We start from the raw sequence: 21,794 nt of genomic DNA on the forward strand, positions 1-21,794 counted from the left end.
TGTCGCATTTTGTCTGTAAAGCCTGTTATTAAAGTCTTTAATTAAGAAAATGAAACAAATTGTCGCAAAAATAGACCAATACATAAATTTCTAATCGTGTCCATTATCTAATAAGAGAACAGATTGTTGTTTGCGGGAATAATGTGACTGAACTGATGTATAAATCAGAACTGGTATGTAGTGGTTGCTGGACTGTCTATCTAAGCCCACCTTTTCGTTTAATAGTAATATTCTTCAATATTAATGGCATCTTTAGGATTCCTTAATTTTTAGAAATAGTGTAAACTGATGGTGGAGTGAGTTTAATTCAGGCACATTTCTAATGGGGGAATCAATAATGAAATATGGTGAACGCAAAGTTTCTCATTTTAAGATGTATAAAGTTAAACGACAGTGGCTATTTACGGGGATGGGCATCCTGGTGATGTCTGGCACACTGGCATTTAGTGCGCCTTCAGTTCATGCGGATACCGTTACAACCGGTGGGACAACGACGACGGCAGTTACCGATAGCAACACGACAGCCGCGTCATCGATACCTGAATCTTCGGGGCAATCGGGTACTACTTCCGAACAACAAGCAACGCAAGATACTGCCGAAGCCAATTCGACGTCCGAGCCAACTGAATCACAAACGAGCCAGTCAGTACAAACGCCCGCTAATGTCTCTACAAATACGGAAAACGATGGCTCAGCTAAAACTACTGAACCGACAACAGGCCAATCGGTTGATACGACCACAACGACTAGCGTAAATGCGACACAGCCAACCACAACTGCCCAGGTTAAAACTCGGGTCGCCGCCGTGGCTGTTAGTCAGGCAGTAACGCCAGACGCTGATGATGCGACGACCGCAAAACAAGCCTATCTTGATGATGAAAACGGCGATTATGCAACGGCAGTTACGGATTATCAATCGCAATCGGCTGCAATTCAGTCACAAATTTCTGATTACCAAACGGCAAAGGCTGCCTATGATACTGCATTGTCTCAGTACCAAACACAACTGGCCCAGGCTGAACAGGATACAACCACCGACAAAACAGCTTTAAAAACACAGCTGACAGCAAGCTACGATAGTTTAGCAAGCCAATATCAAGCACTAACGACTCAGTTGGCCGCCATCAATACGGCCGTCACGACGGCTAATCAAACATACGATGACGCCTACGAAACGCTAGTGAACTTGTACAATGCTTTACCTGAGAACATTCAAAACGCCGGCACTGAAATTCAAGACTATAACGACACGGCTGCTGACCAAGCATCAGCACTTGTGACGGACGCCACCAATACCGCTTATGCCACAGCCTTGCAGAGTACGGCCAGCGGCGTATCAACAATGGCTTCAGACGCTCAATCACTGGCTGATGGCGCTACCGAAAAGATCTTGGTCACGCCAGATACCACAAGTGATGGGACAGTTGAAGCAACTTTGTTTGGCAAGACATACACGGATGCGAACGGTGATGGGAAGATCACTTACGAGGACGATGTGATACCGACCGTTGTGAGTGATTTAAACACGGATATTACCAATGTGCAGGCAGGGGACACCACTAGCCTTCAGGGCTCATATGCTGAAGTTGTTGTACTGTTTAACTACCTCAAACAGGTTGCCGATACGGCGTTGCCTTACGAAACGGATGATGGCAGTGTGGGCCGTGTTGAATCTGGCGAGGCCAATACCGGCTCCAACGCCTTAAACCCGAATGGCTCACAGACCGCTAGTGCGTTTAGCTCCACCTATGCCAGCGAATTATTAAGTGCAATCGATGGTACCAAGGCGCAATTGGAAAACACGTTGCAGACAATTTATGATCAAACTGGTAATACCTTTGATGAAACGGCATTCAACGACACGTTCGACACGACGCTTAAGCAGGTCGCCATCCAAATTTACACGGACCAAACGAACGCCCTTATTGCAATGGCAGAACAGCTCAAGACCACGTTTGATGCTGCGGATAATGCCAATGACGCCCTTTGGGACACAACGTCGCTGTGGGTGGCACCGACAGAACTAGCTGGTGAATTACAGGATGCCATTGATACGGCAACTCAAAATGCAGCGACTGGCCTTGCTGCGTTACAGGCAATGCCAGCCTCAGATGATTTTCTGGCCATGGCGTATTCAACGGGAAATACCGCTGCCGGACTACCGACCAGCGATACGATCAGTGGTATTTGGAACGGGTTGTATTCAACGATTGACTGGTTTGGCACGACGGTCTCGCCGTTAATGAAGAACGTTGTGGCCACGGCTGACCCCAACAGTACGACAGATGTCGATGGCAACGTGACCTACTCGTCTGATTTCGTTGCGCAACATGCAGTCGTGTTTGACGCCGCAACCGCTCTGGCAAATACGGTCACGCAACTGGTTGTGAAGTCTGGTGAGATCACGGATGATCTTCAAGGTGTGTTGACTGATTTGTTGACCATTACGGGTGACTTTGATGTCACACTGCCAGCTCAGTTAGCGCCATTGACGTCGTCGAGTACAGCGGCAGAAGCACCGGAGGCAGTTGGTTCAGCGGATGTGAGCTACTACGATGACACGACAGGGAAACCTGTGTCGACGACGGAGAATGCACTGCTCGGCGCTCAGGGCGACACTGTGACCTGGACGGCAACCGTCCCTGCGAATTATGTGCTGAATCAGGCAAATGCCGCTGGAACCTATACATTAGCGGCGACGGATGGCACCGTTACGATCCACCTTGCACACGCCATCGCTACGACGACGGCTGTAGAAGAGTACATCACAGCGTTTGTAGCTGGCGCGGGGGTTGACCAGACTAAGTTACCAGCTGATGTTGTCCAAACAGTCACCTGGACGCTCCAACACGATCTGGTAACGGATACTTGGATAGCCACACCCGACAAAACGGTCATCGAAGCAGTTTTGGCGCCAATCATTCATGCGGACGCGACAACAAGCTACGTTCCTGATCTAACGGGCACCATTGCTGGCACCCTGGCAGCCTTCACAAGCAGCACTGACCCAACGGCCAGCATCGCTGGGTCGACGAAAACGATCACATACCACGCGGCTTATCTTCCAGAATCTGACCCTCAGGAAAAGACACAGGTTCCTGATACGAGTCCCAGCACCACATTGCCAACTGGTGGGGATTCGGGTACGACGGTGACGAGGCCTGATCAGGGCGATTCGGGTGAACCGTCAGCATCAGGCACGACCCAGGAGACTGGAAATGTGACAAGCCCTACAGTTACGATTGCGAATCCGGTCGCTGCACAAACGGGTGCTGATAAAACCCAGTCAGACCAGCTAGAAACAAGCAAAGCGAATGCTGCTGGTGACACGACTGTTACAGCTACCGAAGCAGGAGCGGCGACTAACCTTTCGTCAGCGACGACCACATCGCCTACCGAAAAACAGGAAGGCGCAACGCAGTCACAAACGAAACAGACCTTACCGCAAACTAATGAACAGTCAACGACGATTTGGTCGCTGTTGGGGCTGTCATTGCTTGGGTTGATGACAGCAGTGGCGGGAATCTTTAAACGCCGCCACTCATAAGAAACAATTTAAGATAAAAAAGCGTCAGCGCTTATCCTTATTGAACGAAGCGCTGACGCTTTTTGTGAATTATTTGACATCAATTCGACAAGTAACTTACACATTTCGCCTAACTATGACGATAAGTTAACACGATGATTGCATGTTAGAAGAATGACACAACGACTTAAAACTGATGTTATTTTTCAGCAAACGAACCGACGCATTGTGAGCGTAAGCTAGAAAGTACAAACAGCTGAGGAGGTCGTTATTGTGAAGAATCATCATCGAAGTCTGAAATTGGGGTTGCTGATCATCATTGGGTTAAGTCTGGGTATTATGGGGCATCTAACGCGTGCGAGTGCCGATACCTACGTTAAGGAAGCCAGTATGACACCTAAAACATACGTCCGTGCGAGTTCAGCAGGCGCCATGTACACCCTTAAGATTTCAAGCAGCACCGTTTCATTTAGCAAAAAAACGCACTATCTCAAAAATTATCCAAGTACCACGTGGGAGGCAACCAAGAAACTTTACGAAAAGAAGGCCAATGGCGCTACATATCTCTATTATTATGTGACCAACAAGTCAGGTTCCGTAAGCGGCTGGATCTGGCATAAGTACTTAAAGGCTGGTGCCACGTACGCCACACTCTATGGGTACGCGAAAGATGAACTTGGCAAACCGTACAGTTATGGCGGTAACGGACCATCATCCTTTGACTGTTCTGGACTAACAAAATATGTCTACGCCAAAGCAGCGGACAAAACGTTACCCAGAACGGCGCAGTCACAGTACGACACCTACACGCACGTTTCTAGTTCTAAATTGGAGAAGGGCGACCTTGCGTTCTTCGGCGGCAGTACGTCCAGCATTACCCACGTCGGCATTTACATTGGCGACGGCATGATGCTAGACGCGCAGAATTACGGCGTGATCAGTGAAGCCATCCACGTATCTTGGTGGCATGTGGTCGGGTATGCGTGGCCGGAGACGTTAGTTCAGTAGAGAGTGGCCGAAAACGGTAGAAGCAGAGTGTAAGCCAACTCTCTGTTTTCTGTATGGTCTTTCCATTGTTAAGTGATTCAAAGTAGCACTCCAAAGTCGCCTTACACAGTTGGGAGTCCAAGCCTGCGAACACGTTTCCACAATGTAAACTAGAAATTCAAGGATCACCTAGGTCTCCGATGTTCGTAGCCGGTCAAAGGGCAGCCAGTAACAAACACCGACATCACAGCCTGTAATGCTGAAAGGTGCCACTACGCTGTGATTCTTTCAGTGGTCATCACAGCTTGTAAGTCGTCATAAGTTGTATAACCAAACCTCTATATCAATCGTTACTGGTGACCAACACCCCATGAGAAGCGTTGCTGTTAATGGTCTTACTAGCAGTCGAGGGCGGATTCTCTGCGAACTATTTTTAACGCTATTGTGATGCTTAACTCGTGATAAAAAGGGTGATCAACGTCAGTGGAATGGAGCAATTTGGCACGGAGCTGTGGTGTCGACATCAGTTAGCGACCGTTCGTTGGTCGGTTACTGATGTGCGAGACGATGAAGATCCATTCGAGAGCTGCGCAGCAGAAATCGAATTAGCTTCATCGCGAGCCACTTCAGCACCGTGCCAAATTGCGGAATGCAACGGAATATCACCTGGTATTTATCACCTGGTATTGAAAGACGCTCTTTACATCACCAACGATCTATCAGAAAATAGACCTATTGGGTTACGGCAAGTCCACTTGGGCGAGCGACCGGACACCGGATAGTTTAGTGTGCCAGTCACGGTCACACCAGTTCAGGAGGACTTATTTTGGATCAGTTATTTGAAAAAGCACCCGTTCGTAAGGTCTATATGCAGCTCGCGTTGCCAGTTGTGATGGGGATGTTGGCTAGCATGGTGTACAACCTTGCGGATACGTTCTTTGTCGCGAAGACGAGGAATGCCAATCTAGTGGCGGGCATTTCACTTGGGGCACCGTTGTTTTCATTTTTATTAGCCGTTGGCGATATTTTCGGTCTCGGCGGCAGTGCGGTCATTTCCCAGATGTTGGGTCGCCAAGATAAAAAGGCGGCTGCCAGTCTGGCAAGTTATTGTTTCTATGCATCAATCGTGGTGAGTTTAGTACTAACGGCGCTAATGCTGGGATTTAAACGACCGATTCTGCATTTGTTAGGCACAACACCAGCAACCTATCAGTATGCAGCGGGCTTTTACAACATGTTGATTGGTGGGGCCGTGTTTATTGTGGTCTCGCTAGTGCCCGGCAACATCATCCGGACAGAAGGCTTGGCCAAACAGTCGATGATCGCCACGATTCTGGGTACGGTGCTCACGATCATTTTGGACCCGATCTTCCTCTTTGTGTGCCACTGGGGTGCGACGGGAGTGGGGCTGGCTAACGTCATTGGGTACGTGCTCAACACGAGTCTCCTGGTGTACTTCATGCAAAAACGGGCGAAGGTGCTGACGCTTGCTTGGTCGCAGGCGCACGCAACCCGGCAGACACTGCTTGCGACTATCAGCATTGGCATTCCAGCGAGTTTGACTAATTTTATGGCCAGCTTTGGGACTATGCTGCTCAATAACTATTTGGCGCGGTACGGGCGGATGCCGTCGCAGCGATGGGTATCGCCAACAAGGTCTACATGGTTGTGATGCTGGTCATGGTTGGATTTGCGTTCGGTGCGCAGCCGCTGATCGGGTACAACTACGGTTCAGGGGACCGAAAACGATTAAACGAGATCCTGCGATTTGACTACGAAGTGCTGATTGGCTACTCACTGGTCCTTGGCATCATCCTGATGATCTTGGCTCCCCATCTGGTTGGGTTATTTATGCGCCAACCGGCAATTGTCCGGATGGGAACGCTCATGTTACGCGCATTATTGGCGACGACGCCGTTGATGGGTGCAATCTTAGTCTTTACAACCGTTTTTCAATCGTTTACGAAACCAATCAGCGCACTGATCATGGCTATCGCCCGTCAAGGCATCATCTTTGCGGTGGTGATCGTGGTGCTGAGCCGAGCGCTTGGGTTTGATGGCGTTGTCTGGAGTCAAGCTGTCAGCGATTGCTTAACCTTTTTAATTGGTGTGGTGCTGTTTTACAAGGCCATGCACGATAAAAATAGAGCATCATAAAACAGCATCCGCATCACCGATTATTTCGATGATGCGGATGCTGTTTTTATGTATGGTGGCTAATGCACACTAATGCCGAGTGTGACGCGGCCCACACGACTAATGCGAGTGGGTTCCCAAACGGGATCGTTCACAATTTTGACACTGACCGAATTGATCTCATCCAGTTGTGTTAACGCATTTGAAAGATCACGTGGTAACGTTTCGATACAGTCACAAATAATTTCCGTAATTGTCGTGACCACATCGGCATGACCCGTTTCGTCTAAGCTGACCTCGTAAATGAGACCAAGATTATAAACGTCTAATTCAATATCTGGATCAATAACGGTTTGCAGTTGCTCGGCAAGGCGGTCACCGAGTGCTGCAGCCCGGTCATTTAATTTAATATCATCGCGCATAAACGAACTCCTTTCAGTAATACCAGTAGATTAAGCAATTAAGCTTCTTTGTATTCTGACATACCTAAACATGAATTTCAAGTATATATTTTTGTCATATTTGAAATAAGAATATCTATTTACTGATATAACGTGTTAAAATCTGATTAGAAATTAATTAAAATAATTTCGACTACATATCTTGAAGGGAGTCTTTTTATGGCTGAAGAACAACCAAAAAAGGATCTACGCATTAAAAGCCACGTCTATGATGGCATGGTCCGGTCACCCAATCGTGCAATGATGCGGGCAACTGGGATGACGGACGCTGATTTTAAGAAACCGTTAGTGGGGATTATCAGTGCCTGGGCCGAGAATACGCCCTGTAACATGCATCTGCACGACTTTGGCAACGTTGCTAAGGCAAGTGTGCAAGATGCGGGCGGCTGGCCGGTGAGCTTCGGGACCATTACTGTTTCCGATGGGATCGCCATGGGAACCCCTGGGATGAACTATTCGTTACCATCGCGTGACATTATTGCGGACTCGGTGGAAACAGCGGTCGGCGGACATAATTGTGATGCCTTGATTACGATCGGTGGCTGTGACAAGAATATGCCGGGGTCACTGATCGGCATGGCAAACGCTGATATTCCAGCTATTTTCGTTTACGGTGGCACGATTTCGCCCGGTAAGTTAGACGGGAAAGATATTGATTTGATTTCCGTTTTCGAAGCTGTTGGCCAGTGGAATAACGGCGACATGAGTGCCGAAGAAGTCCGGGCAATTGAGTGTAACGCTTGTCCCGGACCTGGCGGCTGCGGTGGGATGTATACCGCGAATACAATGGCGTCAGCAATCGAAGCACTTGGCATGAGTTTACCAGGATCGGCCAACCATCCGGCAAATACGGCTGCCAAGAAACAGGATGTTGCTGATGCAGGGCAGGCGGTGCTTAATCTGCTTGAAAAAAACATCCGTCCAAGTGACATTTTAACGCGTGACGCGTTTGAAAATGCCCTGACACTCGTAATGGCCCTGGGAGGCTCGACGAACTCAACGCTACACTTGCTGGCAATTGCCCACGCTGCCAACGTTGATCTGACCCTGGAAGACTTTAATACCTTCCAGAAAAAAGTGCCGCACATTGCCGATTTAAAACCAAGCGGACAGTACGTGTTCGAAGATCTGTACAACGCTGGCGGTGTCTCAGCTGTTTTGAAATACTTATACGAAAATGGGTATATTCACGGCGACTGTTTGACGGTTACGGGTAAAACGATGGCCGAGAATTTGGCAACGGTGCCATCATTGAAACCTGGTCAGAAAGTCATCATGCCGTTGGATCATCCGAAACGGCCAGACGGGCCACTGATCATCCTGAAAGGGAATCTGGCCAGTGAGGGTGCTGTTGTGAAGGTGTCTGGGGTTAAAAAGCGGCATCATGAGGGTCCCGCTAAAGTGTTTAACAATGAGGAAGATGCCATCGAAGCCGTCTTAGCAAATAAGGTCGTGGACGGCGATGTCCTGGTCGTTCGGTTCGTCGGACCAAAGGGCGGTCCTGGAATGCCGGAAATGTTGTCTTTGTCAGGTATTCTTGTTGGTAAAGGGCAGGGCGAATCCGTTGCGTTGTTGACCGATGGCCGTTTCTCAGGCGGTAGTCACGGCTTAGTGGTCGGCCACATTGCCCCTGAAGCGCAGGATGCGGGTAACATTGCTTACCTACATGATGGCGATACTGTGGTCATCGATATCGATACTCGCGAACTCACCATGAAAGTTTCCGATGAAGAACTGGCTAAACGTAAAGCGGCTACCACGATTCCACCGCTTTATACGCGTGGGGTTCTTGGTAAGTATGCGCACCTTGTGTCGAGTTCTGCCAAAGGTGCGGTCACAGATTTTTGGAAGAAGAACGAGTAACACCTCCTGAATCTACTTGAGTTGCAATACAAGAAAAGCAGCACCGTGCCATTTAGAAAATAAGGCAGTAAAACGCTCCTGAGAGATCACATGATCTCTCAGGAGCGTTTTGCATCCCAGTATCAAGATTGCGCTACGTATGTCTGTATATGCGTGAGATCGCTACCCGGAGTAGCAAAGTAAATAATAAAAAATAGTTAGCGGTCAAAGGCCGGCAACTCAGGGATATTTGAATTAATTAGCATAGCTTGTGCTATCTTTAACCTAAATAAGGTTGACCTTAGCGAAGTCTGTGATACTATATAGTTGTAGTTCAAACAATAAGAAAAAAACTTTTATGTTTAACTATATTGCGTTGCAATCATAACAATTCGTTTTTCTGAATGACGTGGAAAATACACTAACGGTAATTACTGGTCTGGTAAAGGCGAGTCAAACCACAATTTGGCCGATTTATTTATAACGATCATTCAGTGCTGTAGACCACTAAATTGGCTGCACTTTGGGGGATTTGCCGGCCCCACGTTTATTGCTGGCAATCGACACAACTAAATCGTCACGTCTGGTTCATTTTTTATGATTAACTAGTCAGCCAAGATGGTTGACCCTGACATTTGGCCCTGATACCACCAAATGGATAGTCGGTTATTTAAACTTAACTTCGCGCTGCAGTTTAGAACACCATTACTACCTGTATTGAGACCATTGTCCAAGTGTCAGTATGGGGGTGTTATCAGACAACGATTCCCACCAATTTAGCCGGCTCCTAACCCCATTCTAACTTAGGCTAAGTTGCACAAGAATCGTTGCACTGGGAACACCACCGATTTAGAGCCTCACTCACGGGCACCTTTGAAACGTTGTGGTAATCCGAGCTAGTCAGATAAATTGGCTGATTTGTCACAGTCTCAGCCATCCACTGATTTCAAGCAAATGGTCGCCAAATGTCACATTTCATTTTGCGCTGCAGATTACTTCTCGCAGGTGATGGTGACCATAAACGCTTAACAAAGGTGCAGCCGTTGGATCAATCAACGACTAATTTCTAAATCGGACAGGAGTCAGCTATCTGTGCCGAACAGGCAGTCAGGTGGTTGGCCCTCGTGACAGCCTTCTTGGCGGCTGCGATTTTAAAACTCGCGCTGGTCGCGGGTTTTAGGGTTGAAATGCCAAGCACGATGTAGCGAGCCTGATACGGTGAGGCTGAATGCTGGGCATCGTAGCGGAAAAGAGTTGATTGCTCACTGTTTGACTAACAGAATGCCTAAGGACAGCTGTTTTGTTTGACGCAATGAACCAAACACGCGCTAAACAAGGATATGCAAGTATCGGTTTTACCATGGGCTGGTAGTGGTCTTCCCCCCTCATTTGCACCACTATCCCTGTGACCTGTTCTCGAGTAGAATCGAAGCAGCATGTCAAACAGCACTAAGGCACTTTCCTATTCTGCCAAAGGGTACTTAGACTGTTAGCCAAGCGAGACGAGATCAACTCCCGTCAGTGCCACAGTGAGCGACTCGCGACAGGCAAGCTAAGAGTGCAGAGACGCTATCGTGTGAGGCACCAACGAGTGGCTTGATGGGTTTCATTGTGATCAAGGCTATCAGAAACGACCATTGAGGTGTCCTTCATGTGAAGGATAAGTTTCAATCTCTTACCAATCATTCCGGAGGTCGGGTGGGGGATTGACATGAGAAATCAGGAATGGCGCTGATAACGACAGGTCTACGAAAGAGAGATCAAAGACTGGTCATGAGTGTGTTCCGGAAACTAAGTGCGTGGCATTTTGTCACAGTCCGTTACACGTTAGCCCCGTGCCCTGTGAAACGCGTTTCAGCACAGTGGCCTAGAAGGCGGAAGGTAAGCAACTTTGGTCAGAAAAGTCCGGGTTTGACTTTTCGGTCAGCCACCGTTACACGTCAGCCACCGTTACACGTTAGCCCCGTGCCCTGTGAAACGCGTTTCAGCACGGTGGCCTAGAAGGCGGAAGGTAAGTAACTCTGGTCAGAAAAGCCCAGGTCTGACTTTTTGGTTAGCTGCCGTTACACGGAAGCCCCGTGTGCTGTGAAGGCTCTTTCCACTATTTGGTGAGGCAAATAGTGCTATCATGCCACTTCACTGCGTTGTTCGGCCCTGCCTCACTGAGGTGGTGTCGTTTCTGCCTGCAATGCTGAACGGCTGCACTATGCTACATAGATACCAATCCTCATAAGTATGGCAGGGACGCAGTTAATTAAGCGTTACTATCGACTAGCACATTATAAGAAGCATTGCTGTTAATGGTCTGACCAGCAGTCGAGAGCGGATTCGTCGCAAACTTGGTTTAACGCCATTGTGATGTCTAACCAGTGCTAAAAGGTAACTCAACGTCAGTGGAATGCAGCAATTTGGCACGGAGCTGTGGTGTCGAGATGACTTGGCGAGGGTTCTTTCCTCGCTTAGTCATCTGCGAGACGATTGAGATCCACTCGAGAGCCGCGCAGTGGGAATCGAGTTAGCTCAATCGCGAGCCACCACACGGAGTGCCAAATTGCGGAATGGAACGGACTATCACCATCCATTGGAAAGACTCCCTGTGAAACACGTTTCAGCTACATAAAATAGCGCCACGCAAAATCCATTTTCAGAATTTAACGCGACGCTATTAAACAATAAAAATACCAAACATAACCTAAATTAAATCAGGAAACAACGACATTAAAGCCTCAGTAACAATTAAAGAACGATCATTCTAAAATTAATCCACCCCAGCCAGAATCTGATAAATCGGCGCTCCTTCAGCCTGGGCCGGCATCCGTACACCCAGCAACGTTGCGATGGTTGGCGTCACATCCACTTGCCGGATGACGCGATCAGTAGTGAAGTCAGTCTTCACGCCCTGACCGGCAGCAATGAACACGGGCAACGTCGAGGTACCAAAGTAGCCTTCAGCAGTGGTCAGCCCGTCACCATGCAGGCAATTGAAACCTTCCTCGACGGTGAAGAAGATATCGCCGCATTCGGGCCCGCTGACACCCAAAATAGCGGCGTCTTTATTCCGCATAGCGATGCCCACGACCCGTTTACCAGTCACGGGATCACGGTAGTTGTAGAGGTCGGAAATAATTTTATCTTCGAGTTCGTACTGGTCCTTAGGGTCGACGATACCGTGCGCATCCCGGCCCTTTACGTTGACGTAGATGTAATTGCTGCGAATCTGCACTGCAGTCGTCTTTGTCCAGTCCACTTCGTCGATCTCGTTACCCGCAGCGTCTTTCTTGAGGGTCGTATAGCCAAGGTCTGCCATGACCTGGACGTTTAACCCACCATATTCCCCGAGAATTGGCGGCACGTTTTGCCCGACCAGCAACCCGTGATCGGAAACGACAAAGATGGTGTAGCCCTCATCTAGAAAGTGACAAAAGCGGCCGAGATAGGCATCCGTTTGAATGTACACACGTTCAATAAACGATTGATAAACTTTCTCATCGGTGGCCTTCCATGGATATAGCGTTTTAGCGAGGTGCCATAATTGGTGGCCAGCGCAGTCGACATTGTGCAGGTGACTAAAGACGGCGTCGAAGTGGTCGTGTTCAATCAGGTATTCAATACAGTCAGCTTGCCATTGACAGTAAATGTCCCAGGAAGGCAGAAAGATCTGGTCGACAAGTTCAGCATCCTCGCCGCCAATCAAACTCACGGGTGGCACTGGCCCAACATTTTTGACGATCTCTTGATATAGGTCCTTTGGCTGCCAAAGCATGTCATTCGTGGTGTCTAACGCGTTACTGATCCAAAGACGTAGGGTCTGGCCGTCATCGCTTAATTCCAGAATCTTGTACGACCGGCAACACGGTTTCGTTTCACCGTTTTTGGTGGCGTCATCGATGATACCGGAGACCATTTCACCCTCAGGAATCGTCACGAACGTTTCGTTAGCGTTTTTGGTGCGAGAGAGGGTCACCGTATCATATTTTCCGGCAGCGTTCTTTGTGATCAGCCCGTAACGCACTTCCTTACCAGCGGAGATCATCAGTTCAAACTGTAACGCGTCAGCGGGGGCGTTTTCCCAGTCATCGGCTGGTTTGATCGGGGTCATCACAATGTCGTAAGCCACCTTTGCGCCGATCATCATCTCGGTGTCTTCCAGTGATTTCACGTAGGTGCGGATCTCGCCACCTTTTCGTGATTCGTCGCCCCACCAGATCTCCATCATTTCATCTTCGTCGTCCGCGTCCTCATTTAATTTCTTTGAGGACACGACTTCTTTGAGGTTGGTGATGTTGCAACCGACACCCGCCGCTTTTTCGGTGTGGGGGATGAACTTAGGGGTGTCCAGATCACCAGACCCATAGATGATCTTTTCCCAGTCCATTTGAGCAACTCCCATGTTCACGGAACCGGGTTGGGTGCCATCGACCACGCTCAGGAGCGGATTGGTCGACGTTGCGGGCCAGGAACAACCAGGCCAGTGCCAAACGAGGGTTTTGAGTTTATCTTCAATGGTACAGTTCCAGATCTGTTCGGCCTTGCAGTTTCGTGAGTCCATGTTGTAAACGACCGCGTCCAGACTATCGGGGGATTGGCGCCAGTAGTCGGTGATCCCATGGGTACCAGGGTAAGCGCCGGTCGCTAACGTGGTCCAGCAAGGCGGGGTGATCGTTGGGTGCGCCCCAAGCATTTCCAGTCCTGATCGGGATGATCCAGCTTCCAGAAATCTTTTAATATGCGGTAATTTACCTTCTTCAACCATGCGGTGGGTCGTTTTAGCGTCCATGCCATCGATGCCAAGGACGATCATTTTTTTCGCTCGTGCGTTTGTCATATATGAATAACCTCCAGTTGTGATGAAATACGTTGGCAGCATCATGTGAGTCATTGGTGCTTGTGAACTGGCTTCATGATAGGGAGGTTAGCTGACGTTTGGTACCCCCTGGTTATCGATAGGGGGTATCGAAATGAACGTTGGGTCAAGGGCCAACAAAGCTTAATAATCAGGGATATTCGGACAAATCGATAGGGTGAAATCCTTAAGAAAATAGGCCGATTTTATAAGTTTGCCAAGCGGCCAATAACGAAATCGAATCGGGTCGCTAGGCGGTCAGTCACTTGGTTTATTGCGTCTAAATTGCCACGCATCAGGAATTATGATAGTTATTGTGTATGGCAAAACGATTGTAATTTCAAGGGATTATCGGTATCTTTTAAGTCATGCGATGCCGGTTGGCCGGTGAATCGCAGCAACGTGATTAAGGGAAGCAACATGTATTGGGTTGAAACAGGACGAAGGACCAGGGTCTTTAGTAACAACACTATGCCAGCAACTGGTGTTTAGTCCTAAAAGAAGATATGACCGTTATTCGGCGTACTAGGGGTGTTAATTACAGCCTTGGTACGCTATTTTGTTGGCCAAAACCTGATATCGGAGTGTGATCATATGAAATTGGAACAACTCTATCTATTAAATGACGCCGTTAAATGCGCGTCGATTTCTCGAGCTGCCAAACAACATTACATGGCGTAGTCATCGATCAGTCATGCAATCAGCAGTCTAGAAAAGGAGCTTCAAACACCGCTGCTGACCCGTAATTGTACAGGGGTGACCCCAACCGCTGCCGGTCGTGCCATCCTAAAGGAGGCCCAGACCATTTTTACGGGTGTCGACGCCATTAAACAAATTGCTGAGGCACAGCGGGGGCACGCGCAGGTGGCGTTTGCCTGTCTGCCGTGTCTCAATGACTGGGTGATTCCGAACACGCTCTGTCAGTTGCGGCAGTCACTGCCAGAACTCGCGGTCAGCACCACTACCGCAAACAGTGGGGCAATCGTCGATCAGGTGCGTGCGGATGGCGTGCCGTTTGACATTGTCATTCAAGATGCGGACGATGGCCAACATCGCGGGGTGACCTATCAGCCGCTGTTTCAGGACCAGTACGTCCTCTATGTCGGCCGCAGATCGCCGCTGTATGGCCGTGAGATGATCACGTATGCAGATGTGCTTGCCCAACCGTATATTGCCTACCGTGATGAATTTCAAACGCGTAACGGCGGGTTGACTGCCATGATTGCGCAGCGACCGCGACCGAACGTCCAATTTCGCACGGATAGTTTGGCCGTCATGAAGCACCTGATCGCCAGTGATGACTATGTCGCCTTTTTTCCACGGTATATGTCACAGCAGGATAGTTATTTACAATCGGGAGCCATTCAACGCTTAACGGTGGTGGATCAGCCGCTGACATTTACGGTCAGTGTTGTGCGCCGTCGTCAGGTGGCCTTGTCCTCTCAGGAGACTGGGGTTATCGAAAATTTAGAAAAGGTGATCAGGTCGGCGAAATTGAACCCAACTGATCTAAAGGAAGGTGTCCCGCTATCACAAAATTAAACCATCATTATCTACTAAGCCTGTCAACGGCGGTTATCGTAATCATTCTCTGGTTCGCGTTTACCTGGAATGGCCATGTTTCAAGTCTGATCATTCCCTCGCCAAAAACAGTCTGGGCGACCTTTCTAGACCTGCTGCAAAACGGGTACAAGGGCTACACGCTCTGGCAGCATCTGTGGGCAACACTGCAGCGGCTATTTATTGCTTACTTCTGGGCGGTCATGGTTGGCATTCCACTGGGGCTGCTGAGTGGCTATTCACCACGGGTCAAAGCCATTTTTGAACCGGTCATTACCTTTCTGCGGCCGTTGCCGCCACTGGGATACTACACGATCATTATTTTGTGGATGGGCACAGGTAATCTGTCAAAGATCCTCTTACTGTTCCTGGGCGCTTTCGCACCGATCTACGTCTCGTGTGCAGCGGGCGTCAGCCGAGTTCGAGAGGACTATATTTTAAGGGCGCAGACCCTCGGGGCAAACAAGTTTCAGGTCTTCACCCACGTCATTTTTCCGGCATCGTTACCGGATATCTTCGTCGGCCTGCGAAACGCAATGAGTGTCGCGTATGCGACATCGGTTGCGGCAGAAATGGTGGCCGCGGGCTCAGGAATCGGCTGGATGGTGCTGGATGCGAGTGAGTATCTGAGAAGCGACGTGGTGTTCGTTGGCATCATTATTATGGGCATTACGGGAATTTTGTTGGATGCGATATTGTTGTTTGTGGAGCGGAGAGTGGTGTTTTGGTAGAGAGTGCGGAACAAGGCGGGTTAGGGGCGGTGTGTAACGGACGCTGGTCTAAAAGTCCGGGCCTGACTTTTAGACCAGCGTCCGTTACACGTTAGCCCCGTGCCTTGTGGAGCACGTTTAGACAATGTAATTTATCCCCGCGTCGCAATCCCCAAACAAAAACAACCCCCCCAGAATCCAAACCAAAAATTCCAACCACAATCTCACTCAAACAGCTTATTCAATAGCACAATTTTTAATCCAAATCCAAAAACCAAAATCAGGAGAACCCAAACAATGAAAAAATCACACATCCTCACCGGTATCCTCACCATCTGCACGATCGCATTAATCCTTTCAGGCTGCGGCAGTTCCTCCAGCAGTTCCACATCAAGCGGCAAAAAGGATCCCCAAACGGGCGAAACCTATCCGAAAACAATGAAGATCGGCCTGATGGAGGGTGGCCCAGAATCGGCAATCTTAGCCAAGGAAGGCTATTTAAAGCATCTGGGAGTCAAGGTAAAGACTACCACGTACTCTTCCGGGACAAGTATCAACAATGCCATTGTGTCTAAGGACCTTGATGCCGCCTCGTTTGGCGTTTCACCGTTTGCGCTTGGGGTTTCAAATGGTGTGTCATACAAAGCAGTTGGCATTTCATACGTCGAGAGCGGCAACATCGAAGCACTGGTGTCAAAAAAGAGCATCACGTCACTTAAACAACTGAAGGGTAAGACGATCGGCGTCACATTTGGGACAACTTCTCAGTACGCGCTGGTTAAAACGCTTAAAAAAGCGGGCATCAAGACGAGCCAGGTGACCTTTAAAGATCTGTCTGGGCAAAACATCGTGGCGGCTTGGAAGCGCGGCGACATTGATGCAGCCTATACCTGGAGCCCAGCGTTGAACACGATAGAAAAGACTGGAAACGTACTGTCGACAGATGGTCAGTTGAAAAACCAGGGTGTTGAGATCCCAGAAGTTTCCGTTGTTGACACGTCATTTGCCAAGAAGTATCCGACCCTGGTCAAGAAGTATGATCAGGCGATGCTGAAGGTCTATCAGCTCGTTAAAAACAATCCAAAGCAGGCCATCAAGGACGTCGCGAGTTGGGAAGGAATCTCTGAGTCGCAGGCGAAGAGTCAAATTACTGAAAACGATTGGCTGTCGGGCAAAGAACAGGCATCTTACCTGAGCTCTGGCAAACTTGGCAGCATTTTGAAGACGGTTGAAGTCTTTAATAAACAGCAAAAGAACATTTCATCTGTGCCGTCATCATCAACACTGTCTGACGCTATTGATGCCAGTTATATTAAGAAAGCACTGAAGTAATTGAGGAAAACGAGGTGACTGATCGATGGCAACAAAAACGCAAGATTTAATTACGGTTGATAATGTTTCACTAGATTATGGCGGGTCGGATGGCAACGGTTCAGCAATTAGGGATGTTTCGCTAAATATCCACCCTGGCGAGTTCGTTTGCGTTATGGGGCCTAGTGGTTGTGGGAAGAGTACACTATTGAAAATTCTGGCTGGCTTTATTAAACCCACTGCGGGCACAGCATCGCTCGATGGTCATGAAATTGACGGTATTGACGCACAACGGGGTGTTGTTTTTCAAAATTCAACCCTGTACGACTGGTATTCGGTCAAGAAAAACGTCGGGTTTGGGCTCAGTATGCGTCACGTAGCTAGACAGACAATTGCCAAGGAGGTAGACACCTATCTGGCTGAGGTAAAGCTTGACGGCTGGGGTGATAAGAAGGTCTTTGAACTCTCTGGTGGTATGAAACAACGGGCGGCGATTGCCAGCGCGTTGATCAATAAACCAGAGATCCTGTTAATGGACGAACCCTTTGGCGCGCTGGATGCGCTGACGAAGAATCAGATGCAAAATTTGATTCGCAGGATCTGGGCAAAATCGCATAACACGATTTTCTTCATTACCCACGATGTCAACGAAGCGCTGTTGTTAGGCAGCAGGGTGGTGGTGATGTCAAAGCATCCAGGACGCATAGTGGCAGATTTCCCGGCGCCGTTTACTTCGGATATTTTGCGGGATAAGGATGATGATATTCGGTATAGTGGTGACTTTATGGCGAAGCGGAAGGAGATTTTGGGGATGATTAGAAGATAGAGCGTGGAGGGAGGCGGTTAAGGGGCGGAGTGTAACGGACTCTGGCAGAAAAGTCCGGGCCTGACTTTTTTGCCAGAGTTCGTTACACAGTAGCCCCTTGCCTCCCGGAACGCGTTTACGCAATGTTGACTAGAAAGTGGTTTAAGACATTAAAATCCCCACTCGGAATCTATCATGGATTTCGAGTGGGGATTTTGGATTGTAATGTAAGAGAACTGGCTGGTTATTGCATTGCTGAGTGCAGGAGTGACGGCAGCTTTCTTGCTAGTCAACTGTGCTGAAACGAACTATTGAAAATAGGAGTTGTACCTTGGGCCTGGTGCTTGCAAGAGCCTTTCTAGGCAACCGTGCCGAAACGAGCTCCCGGAAAGCAAGGAGTCGCACCTAAGGCCACTTCGACACAAATCCCAAAACCAGGGATTTCTGTCAAAGTGGCCTTAGGCTCCACTCCTTAACCGCTTTCTTCCGCTCTCTGTTTTTAACAGACCGGGACTTGGGCATTTCAATGGTCTTTCTAGGCAACCGTGCCGAAACGAGCTCCCGGAAAACTGAGGGCTCCTGCATAAGTAACTCTGACACAAATGCCAAAAACAGGCATTTCTGCCAGAGTTACTTATGCTCCGCCCTCAACCCGTTTTCTTCCGCTCTCTCTAATTCAGTTCCACCAAATTAGCCGCCAAACAAACCTTCAGCTCGCTAATAAAGTACTGCGCAACCTCACTCAATTCATGGGTTGCCTGGCGCAACACCACGATTTGATTTTTAGGCACATCGTGCAATGCGCGGGCAATCAATCCTGATTTTTGTGGGGTTTCTAGAATTGCTGAGCCCACCGTGTAGGCATCTGTTTGGTTAATGATGTTGGTCATTGTTGCGCGGTCGTTAATGGCGATGATCGGACCAGAACCTGGAAGCACAAACGGATCATCCGTGAATTCTGAGTAGGTGGCATCCTGCGTAAACCGGATCTGCGGGTACTGGCTCAGATCGCGTTTTTCAATGACTGGCTTGCGTGATAGGGGGTGCTCCTGACGAATGAGAATCTGCGACTGAAAGTTTCCCAATGTGTCATAAACGAGATTGTTTTGACCTAACACGTTGATGATATGCGCTTGGTTCACGTCGTTTAGGAAAACCACGCCAATTTCACTCTTTCCCTGGGCGGTGTCTTGAATGATCTTAGCAATCGTACTCTCATATGCCCGCAGATACTGATAGTTGGGGTAGCGCTCCATAACGCGACACATGGCCGTTCCAATGCCATCGTAATGCCGGGCTGAAACTGAGAAGTACCGGGTTGCCACGGGTTTATTGGTAAATGAATGCTGTAAATTTTCTGTGTCCGTCACAATCTTTCGTGCCTGGTTGACGAAGGCGGCACCCGAGGTCGTTAAAAACGTGCCCTGACGCGTGCGTTTAAAAAGTTGGACATGCAGTTCTGTTTCCAATTTTTGAATACTGTTAGACAGTGTGGGTTGCGAAATAAATAGGGCCTTGGCCGCGGAATGAAAACTGCCGTTGTCGGCGACGGCCAGGACGTAACGCATCTGTTGAATGTTCACGTGATCCCTTCCTTATCTGACAAAATAATGAAGTCACCGAATCTCATGATGACTTATTTCAGGAAAAAGCCTGTGAATGATCATGGCATTCACAGGCTTCAGAAACGGTGTTGTGTGACTGATCACTAGGCTTGGGTATCTTCACTAGCAAGTAATAGCTGGTCGCGTAATTGCGGCCGTAACACTTTCCCGGTGATGTTTCGTGGGAATTCACGCACGAATTCAACGCGGGTCGGTGCTTCAAATTTTGTGAGGTGGTCCTTTGAGTAATCAAAGATGGCCTGGCGCTGGTCACTTTCGTTGAGGCCGGGGGTCGTGCTGACTAACACGGCAGTCACTTCTTCGCCGTAAAGGTCATCTGGCATACCAATAACGGCCAGTTGTTCGATAAAGTCCAGTTCGGTTAGTGTGTTTTCAACCGCAGCTGGGGCAACTTTTTCACCCCCGCGGGAAATGATTTCCTTCTTGCGACCCTTAACAAACAGGTAGGCGTCCTCGTCAAAGTAGCCAAGGTCACCGGTCAGGAACCAACCGTCCTTAAAGGCGTCACGCTTAGGGTCCATGTAGCTGGTGATGACGTGGTCACCCTTGATAACGATTTCACCCTTCACGTTAGCATCGTGGGTGATCTTATCGTCGGCAAGGATCGCAACGTCGGTGCCAAAGGCTTTACCGGCTGAACCGATCTTTGGTACGTCAAATGGATTGATCGTACACTGACTGGCAGATTCTGTCATCCCGTACCCTTCAACGATTTGGGTGTTGAAGCGCTGTTCAAACAATTCCTTGCGTTCTTGAGGTAACGCAAACGAGCTTGACCGCACGTAACGTAAGTGGATGCCGTCCTTTAGCTTCTCGTAAGCAGCATTGGCTTTCTCGTTTAATAATAGGAAGGAAACGATGGTTGGCACAACTGACACCCAGGTGACGCCATTGTCGTGGACCTGTTCCCAGAAGTGGCTGGCAGAGAACTTCTCAGTGACTAGAACTTTCCCGCCAGACACACGGGTTTCCAAAGTCGTGATGACCTGGGCGTTAATGTGAAACATGGGCATCGTGACCATGGCAACGTCGTTTTCATTCATGTGGTTGCTGACGGCATCGTGTTGTGCGGCATTGAGGAGCATTTGCTGGGTCAGACCAACGCGTTTAGGTTCGCCGGTGGTGCCTGATGTGTTCATGATCAGTCCTAGATCATCGTCCTTAACAGGGGTGGTGTCCGCAGCGTCGCGCTTTGCCAACTGGTTTTCATCCAGGATAAAGTGCAGGTTAGGACTTGTGTGCAGATCTAACAACTGGGTTTTCCATTCGCTGCCAGTCCAGGCCTTAGCGAGTTCAGGCATTAATAACATGCCCGGATAATGCCGTTTTGCACGGTCGTCTTGGAGCTTTGCGATTAGCGTTGATGGTGAAATCGGATGAATGATGATGCCGAGGTTCCACGCCGCCTGATTAATGGCGGGAAAGACTGACGAGTTCGGCATGCAGACTAACACTTGGTCGCCGTGACCGAGTTTGTTATCCGTAAATACTTTCTCTAAAGTTGCGACATCGTCCTTGATATCTTGGCCGGTAAACCATTGTTGCATGGCTTCATCTTTAAACAGATTTTCGGTTAAGTTGTTTTCTAACTGGTCGGTGAGGATGGTGGTTAATTTTGTCATTGCAAGAACTCCTTATAAATGTGAATTATACTGGATTGTCTAGGCATTTTTCCTGGTTGGATCAAGACGCTGCAACGTCGTTTAAACTAGGCAAAACGATGAGTCGTTATCGTCGAAACGGTGCACGTAAATCCATTAGGTGATATGAATGTTAGGATAGCTAACTTAAACTGAGCTTAAAGTTGGCCTACAAGAAAGAGCCAAGATGCTGGCCAATACCCGCTTGTGAAGTAAAACCGGGAAATGTGTCCAGTATTTGGTAAAGAAAGGCTTAAGGCGTGTAAAACGATTACAAGTTCAGTTCAAGTCTCTGAGAAAATGAGCATGAGTCGTTAGAATGGCGTGCGACAAATTAGGTATTTAGAT

At 48.7% G+C, this 21,794-nt stretch carries 11 protein-coding genes and 1 pseudogene; 8 read left to right on the forward strand and 4 right to left on the reverse strand.

Annotation, left to right across the window (positions count from 1 at the left end; all coding sequences use genetic code 11):
• Positions 1-337: 337 nt before the first annotated feature.
• The 3 genes and pseudogenes from AYR61_RS09065 (at position 338) to AYR61_RS09075 (ending at position 6,670) form a co-directional block, all read left to right on the forward strand.
• Positions 338-3,547 carry an LPXTG cell wall anchor domain-containing protein gene (locus AYR61_RS09065; protein WP_065902691.1) on the forward strand — a complete coding sequence of 1,070 codons (3,210 nt, stop codon included), beginning with the start codon at positions 338-340 and terminating at the stop codon, positions 3,545-3,547.
• 252 nt (positions 3,548-3,799) lie between these two features.
• On the forward strand, positions 3,800-4,534 hold the full coding sequence (locus AYR61_RS09070) for a C40 family peptidase (protein WP_054709048.1): 735 nt from the start codon (positions 3,800-3,802) through the stop codon (positions 4,532-4,534).
• Between the two features lie 805 nt (positions 4,535-5,339).
• Positions 5,340-6,670: pseudogene (locus AYR61_RS09075) on the forward strand (MATE family efflux transporter).
• Positions 6,671-6,729: 59 nt separating this feature from the next.
• Here the strand turns inward: AYR61_RS09075 and AYR61_RS09080 are convergent.
• Entirely contained in the window at positions 6,730-7,071 is a 342-nt protein-coding gene (locus AYR61_RS09080) for a metal-sulfur cluster assembly factor (RefSeq protein WP_054709047.1), read from the reverse strand.
• A 198-nt stretch (positions 7,072-7,269) separates the two neighbouring features.
• Between AYR61_RS09080 and ilvD the strand changes: the two genes are divergently transcribed.
• Positions 7,270-8,973, forward strand: a complete 1,704-nt coding sequence (ilvD, locus tag AYR61_RS09085) for a dihydroxy-acid dehydratase (RefSeq protein WP_065902692.1) — start codon at positions 7,270-7,272, stop codon at positions 8,971-8,973.
• A gap of 2,737 nt (positions 8,974-11,710) precedes the next feature.
• Here ilvD and AYR61_RS09090 read toward each other — a convergent pair.
• Positions 11,711-13,777 (reverse strand): alkaline phosphatase family protein, encoded by a 2,067-nt coding sequence (locus AYR61_RS09090; RefSeq protein WP_065902693.1) that lies wholly within the window; start codon positions 13,775-13,777, stop codon positions 11,711-11,713.
• A 705-nt stretch (positions 13,778-14,482) separates the two neighbouring features.
• Here AYR61_RS09090 and AYR61_RS09095 point away from each other — a divergent pair.
• From AYR61_RS09095 to AYR61_RS09110, 4 genes are all read left to right on the forward strand, one after another.
• Complete coding sequence (locus tag AYR61_RS09095; RefSeq protein ID WP_083215530.1) at positions 14,483-15,337, forward strand: LysR family transcriptional regulator; 855 nt, start codon at positions 14,483-14,485, stop codon at positions 15,335-15,337.
• A gap of 221 nt (positions 15,338-15,558) precedes the next feature.
• Complete coding sequence (locus AYR61_RS09100) at positions 15,559-16,086, forward strand: ABC transporter permease (protein ID WP_225353148.1); 528 nt, start codon at positions 15,559-15,561, stop codon at positions 16,084-16,086.
• Positions 16,087-16,362: 276 nt separating this feature from the next.
• On the forward strand, positions 16,363-17,397 hold the full coding sequence (locus AYR61_RS09105; protein ID WP_065902698.1) for a taurine ABC transporter substrate-binding protein: 1,035 nt from the start codon (positions 16,363-16,365) through the stop codon (positions 17,395-17,397).
• A gap of 25 nt (positions 17,398-17,422) precedes the next feature.
• Positions 17,423-18,202 (forward strand): ABC transporter ATP-binding protein, encoded by a 780-nt coding sequence (locus AYR61_RS09110; RefSeq protein WP_065902700.1) that lies wholly within the window; start codon positions 17,423-17,425, stop codon positions 18,200-18,202.
• A gap of 650 nt (positions 18,203-18,852) precedes the next feature.
• On the opposite strand, the gene AYR61_RS09115 is transcribed toward AYR61_RS09110, so the two are convergent.
• Together AYR61_RS09115 and AYR61_RS09120 are read right to left on the reverse strand one after the other, a co-directional pair.
• Positions 18,853-19,764 carry a LysR family transcriptional regulator gene (locus AYR61_RS09115; RefSeq protein WP_054709034.1) on the reverse strand — a complete coding sequence of 304 codons (912 nt, stop codon included), beginning with the start codon at positions 19,762-19,764 and terminating at the stop codon, positions 18,853-18,855.
• A gap of 125 nt (positions 19,765-19,889) precedes the next feature.
• Positions 19,890-21,428: an AMP-binding protein gene (locus AYR61_RS09120; protein WP_065902702.1), complete on the reverse strand. Its 1,539-nt coding sequence runs from the start codon at positions 21,426-21,428 to the stop codon at positions 19,890-19,892.
• Positions 21,429-21,794: the final 366 nt, after the last annotated feature.

The organism is Secundilactobacillus paracollinoides (assembly GCF_001702155.1).
Taxonomy (GTDB): Bacteria; Bacillota; Bacilli; order Lactobacillales; family Lactobacillaceae; genus Secundilactobacillus; species Secundilactobacillus paracollinoides.